Source organism: Flavobacterium sp. (assembly GCF_044377315.1).
Classification (GTDB): domain Bacteria; phylum Bacteroidota; class Bacteroidia; order Flavobacteriales; family Flavobacteriaceae; genus Flavobacterium.
Window position 1 is genome coordinate 18,773 of record NZ_JBILJG010000013.1, and the last position, 12,884, is coordinate 31,656.

The 12,884-nt window shown below is 31.8% G+C and carries 15 protein-coding genes; 8 read left to right on the forward strand and 7 right to left on the reverse strand.

Annotated elements, in window-relative coordinates:
* The 5 genes from pth to ACIQ66_RS05710 form a co-directional block, all read right to left on the reverse strand.
* On the reverse strand, positions 1–567 hold the full coding sequence (gene pth / locus ACIQ66_RS05690; RefSeq protein ID WP_396211825.1) for an aminoacyl-tRNA hydrolase: 567 nt from the start codon (positions 565–567) through the stop codon (positions 1–3).
* A gap of 63 nt (positions 568–630) precedes the next feature.
* Positions 631–1,620, reverse strand: coding sequence for an acyl-ACP desaturase (locus tag ACIQ66_RS05695; protein WP_396211826.1), 990 nt, complete (start codon positions 1,618–1,620; stop codon positions 631–633).
* A gap of 11 nt (positions 1,621–1,631) precedes the next feature.
* A complete protein-coding gene (locus tag ACIQ66_RS05700; RefSeq protein WP_396211827.1) occupies positions 1,632–2,378 on the reverse strand; it encodes a lysophospholipid acyltransferase family protein in 747 nt (248 codons plus the stop codon).
* Between the two features lie 92 nt (positions 2,379–2,470).
* Positions 2,471–2,770, reverse strand: a complete 300-nt coding sequence (locus ACIQ66_RS05705) for a type II toxin-antitoxin system RelE/ParE family toxin (protein WP_396211828.1) — start codon at positions 2,768–2,770, stop codon at positions 2,471–2,473.
* Entirely contained in the window at positions 2,760–2,996 is a 237-nt protein-coding gene (locus tag ACIQ66_RS05710) for a hypothetical protein (RefSeq protein WP_396211829.1), read from the reverse strand. Before ACIQ66_RS05710 ends, ACIQ66_RS05705 begins: the two co-directional genes overlap by 11 nt.
* Before the next feature lie 225 nt (positions 2,997–3,221).
* Between ACIQ66_RS05710 and recA the strand changes: the two genes are divergently transcribed.
* From recA to ACIQ66_RS05740, 6 genes are all read left to right on the forward strand, one after another.
* On the forward strand, positions 3,222–4,229 hold the full coding sequence (gene recA, locus ACIQ66_RS05715; RefSeq protein ID WP_396211830.1) for a recombinase RecA: 1,008 nt from the start codon (positions 3,222–3,224) through the stop codon (positions 4,227–4,229).
* Positions 4,230–4,329: 100 nt separating this feature from the next.
* Positions 4,330–4,932: a hypothetical protein gene (locus ACIQ66_RS05720; RefSeq protein WP_396211831.1), complete on the forward strand. Its 603-nt coding sequence runs from the start codon at positions 4,330–4,332 to the stop codon at positions 4,930–4,932.
* A gap of 4 nt (positions 4,933–4,936) precedes the next feature.
* The gene (locus ACIQ66_RS05725; RefSeq protein ID WP_396211832.1) at positions 4,937–5,575 is read left to right on the forward strand and encodes a T9SS type A sorting domain-containing protein; all 639 of its coding nucleotides are present in this window, start codon (positions 4,937–4,939) and stop codon (positions 5,573–5,575) included.
* 3 nt (positions 5,576–5,578) lie between these two features.
* Positions 5,579–6,334, forward strand: a complete 756-nt coding sequence (locus ACIQ66_RS05730; protein ID WP_396211833.1) for a hypothetical protein — start codon at positions 5,579–5,581, stop codon at positions 6,332–6,334.
* A 5-nt stretch (positions 6,335–6,339) separates the two neighbouring features.
* Positions 6,340–6,891 (forward strand): RNA polymerase sigma factor, encoded by a 552-nt coding sequence (locus ACIQ66_RS05735; protein WP_396211834.1) that lies wholly within the window; start codon positions 6,340–6,342, stop codon positions 6,889–6,891.
* Complete coding sequence (locus ACIQ66_RS05740; RefSeq protein WP_396211835.1) at positions 6,888–8,540, forward strand: hypothetical protein; 1,653 nt, start codon at positions 6,888–6,890, stop codon at positions 8,538–8,540. The genes ACIQ66_RS05735 and ACIQ66_RS05740 overlap by 4 nt, the downstream gene beginning before the upstream one ends.
* A 47-nt stretch (positions 8,541–8,587) precedes the next feature.
* Here ACIQ66_RS05740 and ACIQ66_RS05745 read toward each other — a convergent pair whose 3' ends face one another.
* A complete protein-coding gene (locus ACIQ66_RS05745) occupies positions 8,588–9,349 on the reverse strand; it encodes a lysophospholipid acyltransferase family protein (protein WP_396211836.1) in 762 nt (253 codons plus the stop codon).
* A 312-nt stretch (positions 9,350–9,661) separates the two neighbouring features.
* Here ACIQ66_RS05745 and trpS point away from each other — a divergent pair, with 312 nt between their 5' ends.
* Together trpS and ACIQ66_RS05755 are read left to right on the forward strand one after the other, a co-directional pair.
* Positions 9,662–10,639, forward strand: a complete 978-nt coding sequence (gene trpS / locus ACIQ66_RS05750) for a tryptophan--tRNA ligase (RefSeq protein ID WP_396211837.1) — start codon at positions 9,662–9,664, stop codon at positions 10,637–10,639.
* Positions 10,640–10,654: 15 nt separating this feature from the next.
* On the forward strand, positions 10,655–11,620 hold the full coding sequence (locus ACIQ66_RS05755) for a hypothetical protein (RefSeq protein WP_396211838.1): 966 nt from the start codon (positions 10,655–10,657) through the stop codon (positions 11,618–11,620).
* 143 nt (positions 11,621–11,763) lie between these two features.
* Here ACIQ66_RS05755 and dprA read toward each other — a convergent pair whose 3' ends face one another.
* Complete coding sequence (dprA, locus tag ACIQ66_RS05760; protein WP_396211839.1) at positions 11,764–12,873, reverse strand: DNA-processing protein DprA; 1,110 nt, start codon at positions 12,871–12,873, stop codon at positions 11,764–11,766.
* Positions 12,874–12,884 lie beyond the last annotated feature (11 nt).

Here is a 12,884-nt window from a genome sequence, read left to right on the forward strand (position 1 = left end):
CTATTTTCCATTAAAAGTTGTCATTGTGTTTCCTATACCAGAAGTTCCAAATGAAATTACTACTTCTGAAGCTACTTCCAATCGTTCAGGTAATTTTTCTTTTTCAACCTCATCCCATTCGCCTAAAACATAATTTACTTGTTGTCCTTTTTTGAATTCATCACTTATTCCAAATCGGAAACGGGAATAATTTTGAGTGTTTAGCAATAAATTAATGTTTTTCAATCCATTGTGGCCACCATCACTGCCTTTTGGTTTTATTCTTATTGTTCCGAATGAAAGATTCAAATCGTCAGTAATTACTAATATGTTTTCTAACGGAATTTTTTCTTGTGTCATCCAATAGTGAACGGCTTTCCCACTAAGATTCATGTATGTGTTTGGTTTCAATAGAAAAAAGGTTTTTCCTTTAAAACGATATTGTGCCATTGAACCTAGCTTTACAGTTTCAAAAGAAATTGAATTTTTTTTGGCAAAATAATCTAAGGCTTTAAAGCCTATATTATGCCTTGTATTGAGATATTCTGCACCGATATTTCCCAGTCCAACAATCAAAAATTTGTTCATAGTATCAACAATTTTCGTTTCTTTTTTTGGTAAAAACCAATTGATAAAAGTCTTAAACATACATTATCCAACAATAGCCGGTTGCACCCATTTGAAGATTTTATTTTCTTCTGGCAATACCAACCTTTCCGAAATTTTAGCCATTCTTCCTGGTAATTTCATCAAATAATCTCTTGCTTTTTCTGCTTCGTCTGTAAGTCCAGATATTTTATCTATTTGCCATCTATCTACAAGTTTTTGCAAAATCTCTACATAATCATTTGCAGTGTAAACCCCTAATTTTTGTGCAGAGTTAGAAAATTCTTCAAAAGCTGTACCAATTTTTTCTCCCGATTCTCTTAAGAAAACAGCTGGCATTGTAATTTTAAGTTTCATCATGTGCTGAAAAGCCAACATCATTTCGGATGGATCAACCTTAAAAATTTGATTCACAAATTCAGAATAAGCGTGGTGATGACGCATTTCGTCACCAGCGATTAACTTACATGCTTTTGCCAATTTTTTATCTCCATAATCTTTAGCTATTTGAGAAACTCTATTGTGTGAAACATAGGTTGCAAGTTCTTGAAAACTAGTATAAACAAAGTTTTTGTATGGATCTCTTCCTGTCCCAATATCAAAACCGTCACTTATTAAATGTTGTGTTGTTATTTCAACTTCACGCATGTTTACTCTGCCCGACAAATACAAATATTTGTTTAGCAAATCACCATGACGGTTTTCTTCTCCAGTCCATTGTCGAACCCATCTTGCCCAGGCATTTCGCTCTACATTATCAACACCTTCAACATCCATCAACCATGATTCGTACGTTGGTAATGCTTCTTCGGTAATTGTATCTCCAACCATTGCTACCCAAAAATCATAAGGTAAATCTTTGGCTATTTCTTGTAATTCTTTAACGTCTTCAAAAAAAGTTTCGCTTTGAGAGTCAGGAATTAAGTCTGATGGTTGCCAGATTTTTTCAACCGGAATTAAAAATTCGTCTATAAACGAATCTACTTTATTTTCTAGAAATTGCATTACTTCTAGACGGATATTTTTTATTGACATTTTTTTAAATATTATAAATTTTTATACTCATTAACTGATTCAATAACTGTTTTTTCTGTTTTTTCGATTAATTCTTCAAATGAAAAATCTTTCACAGCCATGGGTTCGTGAATTATAAACTCAAGTTTGTTTCCTAAACCCATTGGAAAAGCACCAAATTTAACCATTTTCCATGAATTGTTTATACTAATTGGTACAACATAGGCAGAAGGAGCATATTTAAACAGAATTTTCAGACCACTTTGAGCAAATTCTTTTGGTTTTCCTGTTTTACTTCGAGTTCCTTCTGGAAAAATTACAGCTGAACGATTGTGCTTTTCTATATATAAAGAAAGTCCTTTAATTAATGGAATGGCTTGCTTAGGATCTTTTCTGTCAATAAGAATAGAACCGCCGTGTCTTAGATTATAAGAAACACTCGGAATTCCTTTTCCCAATTCTTTTTTACTAACAAAACTAGCATGATGTTTTCGCAAATACCAAATAATTCCAACTATATCATACAAACTTTGATGATTGGCAACAAATAGTACAGGAACATTTTTTGGTATTAATTCTCTATTTTTAAACGTGTAGGTTGTTCCTAGAAGGTTAGTACATTTGGTAAGAAAAAAATTTAAACAATCTACACTTTTTTTATGCGCTTGGTAACCAAAAACATTGAAACAAACCCATTGAATTGGATGAAATACAACCAAACACAAGCCAAAACACAAATAATAAATTACCGAAATTGGATAGGATATAAGCTTTTCCATTGCTAAAAAATTATTGGCTAAAATAAGGTAATTAATTAACTTACACAATTGTTCTAAAAACAGAACATTCACAAAGAAATTGCTAAATGTAATTATCTGATAGGATATTTTATAGGGTTTTGAGAAGTATGAAACACCGCATTTAAGAATACCGTTTCACTAATTTCATCAACAATAAAGAAAGCTACAAATGGGAATTTATCAAATGGTAAAAATCTGTAATTATTATCGTGAATCTGGTAAAAAGGGTTGATTTGTAAATTTTTATATGTTTTTTTGAAGTCTTTCAAAAAATCAAAAGCTACTTTTTTGCTTACATTAGAAACATAATATTCAACTGCATCATCTAAATTTTTAACCGCTATTGGCGAAACGATTATCTTATAACTCATACTTCTTTTTCAAATCCTCAAAAAGCGTTTCGGCTTCTGTATAAGTTGACTTGTCGGAATTAAGTTGACTATCTAATACTTGTTGTTGTTCTTTAGACAACTCATAAGGTTTGCTTTTTTTTTCAGATTCTACAAGCGCATCAATATAAACCATAACACGTTCTAAAACACTTTGAGGAGCATTTTTTAGTTTTTTAGTTAATGTGTCAATAGAGATCGTTTCCATTTTTCAATAATTTGAGCTGAAAATTATTTAATCCTAACAAAAATACAAAAAAACAAATAACTTAGAAAACAATCTTTTTTTTCACATTCATATAATTTATACTTCTAAAAAGCAAACTGATAAATTAACTTACACAATTGTTCAAAACTCAAAAAAGGAATCTGATTTTACATTGAAAAAATAATTATTTTTACAAAAATTAATACCAATTAAATGAAGGAAAAGATGAGTTCAGAAAAAGAAGCCAAATTAAAAGCACTACAACTTACACTAGATAAATTAGATAAAACTTACGGAAAAGGAACCGTAATGAAAATGGGCGATAAAGCCGTTGAAGAAGTAGAAACTATTTCTTCTGGTTCGCTCGGATTGGACTTAGCTCTTGGTGTAAATGGTTACCCAAAAGGACGTATTATTGAAATTTACGGGCCAGAATCTTCAGGTAAAACAACCTTGACACTTCATGCTATTGCTGAAGCTCAAAAAGCAGGAGGAATTGCAGCTTTTATAGATGCAGAACATGCTTTTGATAGAAATTATGCAGAAAAATTGGGTGTTGATATTGAAAATCTAATTATATCACAGCCTGATAATGGAGAACAAGCATTAGAAATTGCCGAGAACCTAATCCGTTCTGGAGCTATTGATATTGTAGTAATTGACTCGGTTGCTGCCTTAACACCAAAAAGTGAAATTGAAGGCGAAATGGGTGATTCTAAAATGGGATTACACGCTCGTTTGATGTCACAAGCCTTGAGAAAATTAACAGGAACTATTAGCAAAACTCACTGTACAGTGTTTTTTATAAATCAGTTGAGAGAAAAAATTGGTGTTATGTTCGGAAATCCTGAAACTACAACAGGTGGAAATGCATTGAAATTTTACGCTTCTGTTCGTTTAGATATTCGTCGTTCATCTCAAATAAAAGATGGTGAAAACGTAATTGGAAATCGAACAAAAGTAAAAGTGGTTAAAAATAAAGTGGCGCCACCTTTTAAAGTAGCCGAATTCGATATTATGTACGGTGAAGGGGTTTCTAAAACAGGTGAGATTTTAGATTTAGCTGTAGAATTTGAAATTATCAAAAAAGCGGGTTCATGGTTTAGTTATGGCGAAACCAAATTAGGTCAAGGTCGTGATGCAGTGAAACTTCTTATAAAAGACAATCCAGAATTAGCTGATGAGTTAGAACAAAAAATAAAAGCACATATTAAAGCATTAGCAGAAGCTTAACAAATGAAATCCGTGTAAAAACGGATTTTTTTGGTTTAAAACGCAACCTTTTTTAATTATTGGCTTCTTATTAAAACAACAACTAATAAACTTTTAAGGTATGAAAAAAATTATCTCTTTATTATGTCTTATTCTTTTGACATCTTGTTCAACTGATTTGCTAAACAATACAAATGGCTCAGATTTAATACAACAATCTGGAACCAACAAAGTCCTTTTATTAAAAGTCGATTACACCACCAATACGTTTGAAGGAGGAAAAGAGTTTACTTTTGACACAAACACACCAACTTTTTCTACCAATTATCAATATGTTCCGCCTGGAGATTTTGGTTCTATAAAAATATTCTATACAGAATTAAACTCGCTTCTTTTTTACGGAGATATTATTTGGATGGGAACTGGCGATATTCATTTTCCAACCGATTTTCAACCCGAAAGTTCTTTTGAATATGCTTTAACTGCCGATTATTACAACGAACCAATCTATGAAAATATTTTTGACCCAAATGTCTATCCAGCTAATATGCCTTTGCCTCCATATGATTATTCAGTTGTTTGGACTCAAATTCAAAGTTTAATAAAAGTAAGAGAATATAGAAATGCAAATCCAAATGCAACATTAAAAATATTTCTATACCAACCAAGCGTCGGCTTTGGAGATCCGGCAACTTGGAAATGGGTAATTATTTTAAAAAATTAATACTTTGAAAAAGACAATCCTTTTATTTCTAGTGTTTTTTTGTGGAAATATCTTTTCGCAAGTTGATAACACTTCAACAATAACTAGTTTGCAAATTGCTCCAGAAAACCCAACGGTTAATGATCAGATACAACTTACTATTAATGCATTATGGAGTTCTGGAAGCTGTGAAATGATCAGTTTTACAACTTCGAATTTTGGTAATTCGTTTGAATATAACTTTTTTTATGATGTTGGAGCTGCTACCTTTATCTGCACCAATTCATCAACAATAAATCTCGGAACATTGGCAGCTGGAGAATATACCATAACTTGCTATATCAACAATAATTATGCGCCTTCTATGCAATATGAACCAATGACAGTAACGTTTACGGTTACTGGCGGAAATCTACAAAATCAGAATTTTGAACAAAATAATGCCATTATTGCCTATCCAAATCCGGTAACAGATTTTTTGACTATCGAAAACCAAAAAAGTAAATCGGTAACGATTTTTAATGCTTTAGGACAAAAAATAATCGAAAAAAATAATTTGCCAAGCACCAAAACAGAATTGAATTTTAGCGATTTTCCTAAAGGAATTTATTTTCTTTCTTTTGAAAATAATTTTACTAATTCTCTCAAAATCATAAAATTATAAAGTATGAAAACATTTTTAAAAATACTTTTTCTTTTTATACTTTTAGTATCATGTACAAATGAAACTACCAAAATAAATCAAAACCCTATCAATGCCATTGAAGGCTCTTGGTCGTTGGTGAGTGTTTCGGGCGGATTTGCTCCAACCATCAATCTAGACCCAAGTTGGATAACGTATCACTTTGGTCAGAATTTAACGGTTATCAACAATAATCCGAGTATGACAGCTCAAAGTGTTGGTCTTGAAACTGGTTCATATGCCTATTCATTCAATGAAAATTCTTCAACTTGTGGTATGGCAAATTTTTATAAAGTTTCTATTTCAAATTTTATTTCAGATTTATGCGTAAAAATTGAAGGCAACGAAATGATAATTGATACCGGAATTGCTGCTGATGGATTATTGTACAAATTTGTACGCAAAGGATGTGGAACACCAGAACCTTGTAATTTGCTCGTTCATACTGCTGTTGATACTGCGTTAGTTCCTGAAACTGCAATGGTTAATCAAAACATAACAATTACTGTCAAATTTACTGTTAATGATGGCTGTGGCAGGTTTGGCTATATAGCTGAAAACAACTCTGGAAATACTAAAACCTTGAAAATATTTGCTCGCTATGTAGGATGTACTTGTACGTTAGCCTTAATGGAAGTACAGACTATTTACAATTTTACACCAACCACAACTGGAGAGCAAATTATTAAAATCGAACAACCTGATGGCACTTTCTTAACCCATTCAATCAACATTCTATAAAAAAATTGACTTTAGAACAAATCATTTCGGGTTGTCAAAAAAATGAGTCTAAAGCTCAGGAGCAACTCTATGTTTTGTTTGCAAAAAAATTATTTGGTTTATGCCTTAAATATTCTAGCAATTATAGTGAGGCAGAGGACAATTTACAAGATGGTTATATTCAAATTTTTAAAACTATAAATCAATATAAAAATCTAGGTTCGTTTGAGGGTTGGGCAAAAAGAGTGATTATAAACACCGCAATTAAAAAGTATAGAAAAACCAAACATCTAGAAATTATAACCGAAAATATTCCCGAAACTGAAGATGTAGAAGTCGAAATAAACGAAGAAAGTATTTCTATTGATTACCTGTTAGAGCTCATTAAAGAATTGCCCGAAAGATATCGATTGGTTTTTAATCTCTATGTAATTGATGATTTTTCACACCAAGAAATTGCCAATTTATTAGAAATTTCAGTAGGAACATCTAAATCAAACTTGTCGCGAGCACGAATGATTTTAAAACAAAAAATAGAAGCAAAAGCAGCACAAAACATAATTCATAAATCGTTATGAAGAACTCAAAAAAAATAGATCGATTATTTCAGGAGAAATTCAAAGATTTTGAGGCAACTCCAAATGAAAAAATCTGGAAAAACATCGAATCTTCACTTCAAGAAAAAGAAGGAAAAAGAAGAATAATCCCATTTTGGTGGAAATTTTCTGGCATTGCAGCACTTATAATTGTTAGTATTTTTATTGGAAATCAATATGTTGAAAACTCAAAATTCAAATTCAAAATTCAAAGCAAGCCAACTGAAAGTAATCGAAGTACCAATTCTCAAGAACAAAATTCCAAAAATGAAGTTGTTACTAAAACAACTATTTCTAACGATGAAATAACCAATAAAAAAAACGCTATTGTTACATCTGAAAAAGTAAAAAACAAGGAAGAAATATCGAAACAAAATCAAAATTCAACTAGTGAAAATAAAAATTTAGTAAACGGAAATAAAATTCAAAACGTTAAAAATAAAGCAGTTGTTTCAAACTCTTCAGCTTCAAAAGCTATTAAAAATAAAAAACAAAACCCATTTTTTTTTGTAAATAATTCAAATGAAAATGCGGTAGTTTCTAATAAAAATAAAAGCAAAAACAGTCAAAATTCTTCTGAAAAGAACGAACTTAATTTGAATGAAAAAAACAATGCTATTGACAATAATGCACTAGAAAAAGCGAACCAATTATTAGAAAAAAATAAATCGAATGCTATTGTTACAACAGATTCAAAAGTTAAAAACACAAGTGAAACCGATATAAAAATATCTGAAAAAAACATTCCTAATTCTAAAAAAACAACTAATCCTGAAGTCATTGCAACAATTACTGACCCGAGCAATAGCGAATTGGCGAAGCACACCAAAAAAGAAGATGAGATTGCTTGGTCACTCACAAATTCAACCAATGAACTAGAAGCTATTTTAGCACAAAAAGAAAAGTATAAAAAGAAAAAAAATCCATCTGAAACCAATCGTTGGCAAATTACATCAGCCATAGCGCCTATCTTTTTTGGTTCAACTTCTGATGATTCTCCTGTTGATGCCAAATTTAATAACAACTCAAAAAGTTACGAAAATAGCTTGAGTTACGGTGTTGGCTTGCAATACAATTTGACCAAAAAATTAACCATTCGTACCGGAATCAACAAACTAGATTTAGATTATACCACTAACGATGTAGCCTTTCTAGAAAACACCCAAAATTCAGAAAGTTTGGTAGCTGTTTCAACAGAAAACACGCTTCAATTTGTGGCCAATGGAGCAAATCCTGTTGATGGCTTCACGCTGGCTTCCAATAGCGTATACAAAGGAACACTTCGTCAAGAATTCGGTTATTACGAAATTCCTTTCGAGTTGTCGTATGCCGTTATCAATAAAAAAATAAAGGTAAATGTCATCACAGGTTTAAGCACGCTTTTTCTTGATGAAAATGCTATTTCACTAACATCCCAAAAATATAATATGACACTTGGTGAAGCTAATAATGTCAATAAAATTAACTTTAGCACCAATGTTGGTTTGGGAATAAACTATAATTTATACAAATCTTTCTATCTTAATCTCGATTCAATTTTGAAATACCAAATGAATACTTTCAATTCAAATTCGGGCAACTTTAATCCTTATATCATTGGGTTGTATTCTGGATTAAGTTATAAATTTTAGGTTCTTAAACTTAGGTGGCTTTTTAGTTTAAAATTGGAAAAAATACCTCAGTTGATGCTTTTTTTTAGGTCATCCATCAACTGGTTATAAATAATTTGTCGCGTTTGTTCATTCAACTTTTTTACATCTTCTTTGTTTTCAATATCCAACCCTTTTGTTTCAATAATAGGATGAATTTTGGCGCGCATCAAACCTGGACTTCCGCTAAAAAAAGTATACGAAAAACGTTTTTTGTTATCAGGAAAAGTAATCGGCACAATCGGAATCTGGTGTTCAATCGCCAACCTAAAAGCACCATCTTTAAAACCATCTAACACAACCGATTCGTCAGCAGGAACACCGCCTTCAGGAAAAATACAAATACTCAATCCTTGATTTAGTCTTTTCTGCGCACGATTAAAAACTTCCATTCTGCTTTTTTGACTGCTTCTGTCCACCAAAATACAAGTACGTTTATAGAAAAAACCAAACAACGGAATTTTTGACAATTCTTTTTTTCCAACAAAAACAAACGGATTTTTGACAATCGCCAACATCAACATAATATCTGCCATCGACGTGTGATTGGCAACAAACATATAGCTTTTCGCTTCATCTAAATTCGCAGTATCTTTAAGTTTATAGTAAAATCCGGAACCGTATAAAATACATTTGGCCCAAATTCTAGCCATCACAAAAAAGTAAGGATACCATTTTTCTTTTAAGATAGAAACTACCAAAAAAGGAAACATCACCAAAATTGGAATTGCCATCATTATATAAAACCAAACGCGCCAAAGCGTCCACAACACTATTTTTATAATTCGCATTTTTTTAATTAGTAACCCATCATTCGGGCTTTTTATAATCCATGTTCCTGCTATCCGCTATATCTTTTCTTTTTTAAAGAAAAAAAGAAAAGGATGTCGCTCCTATCAGGGTTAGAAACTCAATCTATGGGCTTCTTTTTAACTTTTTTTTATATGTGTAAATTATATTTTTTAGTTGTCACATATAGAATCGCAAAATTATCGGTGTTTGTTTACAACAAACATTTTTTTTAGTTGCGATTTCAAAGATAACAATTCATCGCAAACTTTTTAAGAAAACAATTATCTTTGCGGTTCAAGAAAAGTAACACCATGTCAAAAATACTCACAGGCGTACAAAGCACAGGAACTCCTCACTTAGGCAATTTACTAGGTGCCATAATTCCTGCCATTGCATTATCTAACCAACCAGAAAACGAATCGTTTCTATTCATCGCCGACTTGCATTCGGTAACACAAATAAAAGATGGAAAAACCCTTCGTGAAAACACCTATAGCACTGCCGCAACTTGGCTAGCTTGTGGATTAGATGTCAACAAAGTGGTTTTTTACCGCCAATCAGATGTGCCACAAACAGCTGAGTTGTCATGGTATTTGAGTTGTTTTTTTCCTTTTCAACGATTGACATTGGCACATTCATTCAAAGACAAAGCCGATCGATTAGAAGATGTAAACGCAGGATTATTTAGCTATCCAATGCTAATGGCTGCCGATATTTTACTATACGACGCCGAAATTGTACCAGTAGGAAAAGACCAATTACAACATATCGAAATCACTCGCGATGTAGCGTCTCGTTTTAATTTTCAAATGGGAGAAACCTTCGTTTTACCCGATGCCAAAATTCAGGAAGAAACCATGTACATTCCTGGAACTGATGGTCAAAAAATGAGTAAATCACGCGGTAATATCATCAACATTTTCTTAGATGACAAAGCGTTGCGCAAACAAATCATGTCTATAGAAACTGACAGCACACCGCTAGAAGAACCTAAAAACACCGAAAGCTGCAAGATTTTTGCACTATACAAACTGTTAGCAAACCCAACCCAACTAGCAGAAATGAGCGAGAAATACGCCAACAAAAATCGCGATTTTGGCTACGGCCACGCCAAGCAAGCCTTATTTGAATTGATAGTAGAAAAATTCAAAACCGAAAGAGAAAAATACAACTATTTCATGAACAACCTTCACGAAGTAGATGCCCTTTTAGCCATAGGTTCCAAAAAAGCTGGAACAATTGCCGATGGCGTTTTAAATAGAGTTAGAGAGAAATTGGGGTTTTTGTAAAAAGGTGAAATTATTATGAAAAAAATTATAAGTTCTATTACATTATTTTCAAGTTTTTTAGTTCTAGGTCAAATTAATTTAATAGAGATAAATTCATATAGCGATTTAAACGGAACTAAATTAGTAAGTTTAACGAGTGATAATTCATTATGGACTAGTAATGGTTTAGATGCTTGGACACAAATCAACACAACTGAACTACCAAAAAACATTGAAATTAAAAAATTAGGTTCAAAATCAAATTTAAATTTAAATGAAAGTAAAACCGATTTAATTTTAATTTTAGAAGATAATTCTATTTGGAATTTGGAGGACGGAATTTCCAAATGGGTTAAACTACAAACTACCAATTTACCAAACGATGTAAAAATTAAAAATTTTAAAACATATGCTAAATATAATGGATTCTTCGATTTTGAAACACGCTTAGTTTTGGTTTTAGAAGATAATAGTATTTGGTGGTCTGACGGAGAAACAGCTTGGGAAAAAATAATAAACACCGGTTTACCACAAAACTATTCAATTACAGCTTTTAATACTTATCAAAAACCTTCAATGTTTGGAACTGAGACAAGACTAATTATTACTTTGTCTGATAATTCATTTTGGTGGTTTGAAACTGATGAGGAAAATTGGAGGAAAATTGAAACTAAAAATTATCCAAAAGAAATGTTTATTTTACATACAGATGCTTACATGAAAGCTTCAATAGGTAGTATAGAGGGTAGAATAATTTCTGTTTTTAATGACAATTCAATTATGTGGATGGCTGTAAAAGATTCTAATTGGATAAAATTAGAGTCAACTGAATTGCCAAAGGACATTAAAATAACCAAAATGAATGTATATTCAAAACTAAATATGATTGGTAAGGGTACACGTGTTATTTTATTGTTAGAAAATAATGAATTATGGGGTTGGTTAGCAGAAAAACAAAGTTGGGAAAAAATAAACACTTCAGGTATACCAATAAGCAATTAAACAACTTTACCGGAAAATGAAGAAAATTTATTTTAATTTATTACAAATCATCACTTAAAAAAACTGATAATACATCACTTACTACTTCTTAATGACTATTTATGATTTGAAAATATTTATTTTCAATTTGCACAATTTTAGAATTATATCACCTCAAACAATTTTCCTGGCAAAGGACGAATTACACCTTTCAGTTCCATATTCAGTAAAATAGAAGAAATTCTAAAAATAGGAAAATCACATTCGAGAGCAATTACATCTAGTAGTTGCTTTCCGTTTTTTTGGAGGTAATCGTATATTTTTTGTTCGTCATCTTCAAGTGTTACAAATAATTGTTTTTGTACTGGTTTTTCTTTTGAAGTCTTTTTTTCAAGCTCCCAATTCAAAATATACATAATATCAGCTGCCGAAGTTAGCAAATGGGCGCGTTGTGTTTTGATCAAATCGTTACAACCTTGACTGTATTTATCTGTTATTCTACCTGGTACTGCAAAAACATCTCGGTTGTAGTCATTTGCCAAATTGGCTGTTATTAGCGAACCGCCTTTTTCGGCACTTTCTATTACAATTGTGGCTTCTGCCATTCCGGCAACAATACGATTTCGTTTTACAAAATTCTCTTTATCAGGATTGGAACTGCTCCAAAATTCGGTCATAAATCCACCGTTTTGCTCCATTTTGCCAACATATTTTTTATGGGTTTTAGGATAAACTTGATTTAGACCATGTGCCACAACGCCAATAGTTTGCAAGTCGCAATCCATAGCCGCTTGATGAGCGACAATATCAACACCATAAGCAAATCCGCTTACAATAATTGGGTTTAAAGGCGCTAAATCTTCTATCAGTTTTTTGCAAAATTCCGTTCCGTAAGAAGTGATTTGACGTGTTCCGACAATGCTAATAATTCTTCTATTATTCAAATCGATATTTCCTGAACTAAATAGTAAAATTGGACTATCAATGCAATGTTTCAATCGCTCAGGATAGTTTTCATCTTGAAAAAAAGCAACCGAAATGTCATTTTCTTCAATAAATTTTAATTCTTCTTGTGCTTTTTCAAAAACAGATTTATCTCTTAGATTTTTTAAAAGAATAGTTCCGACACCATCTATTCGGGATAAGTTGGATGGTTTTTCTTTAAAAATTGATTCGGCATTTCCGCAATGTTGCAGTAATTTTTTGGCAACAATATCACCTACACCGTCTATTTTTTGCAAGGCTAATGTGTAATAAATTTCTTCGTGGCTCATACTAACTATTT

What these genes read in the sequence shown, in the direction of transcription:
- ACIQ66_RS05710 (WP_396211829.1), bottom strand. Translation starts at nt 2,996, where the DNA reads ATGGAAACGATCTCTATTGACACATTAACTAAAAAACTAAAAAATGCT.
- ACIQ66_RS05730 (WP_396211833.1), top strand. Translation starts at nt 5,579, where the DNA reads ATGAAAACATTTTTAAAAATACTTTTTCTTTTTATACTTTTAGTATCA.
- ACIQ66_RS05755 (WP_396211838.1), top strand. Translation starts at nt 10,655, where the DNA reads ATGAAAAAAATTATAAGTTCTATTACATTATTTTCAAGTTTTTTAGTT.
- pth (WP_396211825.1), bottom strand. Translation starts at nt 567, where the DNA reads ATGAACAAATTTTTGATTGTTGGACTGGGAAATATCGGTGCAGAATAT.
- ACIQ66_RS05745 (WP_396211836.1), bottom strand. Translation starts at nt 9,349, where the DNA reads ATGCGAATTATAAAAATAGTGTTGTGGACGCTTTGGCGCGTTTGGTTT.
- dprA (WP_396211839.1), bottom strand. Translation starts at nt 12,873, where the DNA reads ATGAGCCACGAAGAAATTTATTACACATTAGCCTTGCAAAAAATAGAC.
- ACIQ66_RS05700 (WP_396211827.1), bottom strand. Translation starts at nt 2,378, where the DNA reads ATGGAAAAGCTTATATCCTATCCAATTTCGGTAATTTATTATTTGTGT.
- ACIQ66_RS05705 (WP_396211828.1), bottom strand. Translation starts at nt 2,770, where the DNA reads ATGAGTTATAAGATAATCGTTTCGCCAATAGCGGTTAAAAATTTAGAT.
- ACIQ66_RS05740 (WP_396211835.1), top strand. Translation starts at nt 6,888, where the DNA reads ATGAAGAACTCAAAAAAAATAGATCGATTATTTCAGGAGAAATTCAAA.
- ACIQ66_RS05720 (WP_396211831.1), top strand. Translation starts at nt 4,330, where the DNA reads ATGAAAAAAATTATCTCTTTATTATGTCTTATTCTTTTGACATCTTGT.
- ACIQ66_RS05695 (WP_396211826.1), bottom strand. Translation starts at nt 1,620, where the DNA reads ATGTCAATAAAAAATATCCGTCTAGAAGTAATGCAATTTCTAGAAAAT.
- trpS (WP_396211837.1), top strand. Translation starts at nt 9,662, where the DNA reads ATGTCAAAAATACTCACAGGCGTACAAAGCACAGGAACTCCTCACTTA.
- recA (WP_396211830.1), top strand. Translation starts at nt 3,222, where the DNA reads ATGAGTTCAGAAAAAGAAGCCAAATTAAAAGCACTACAACTTACACTA.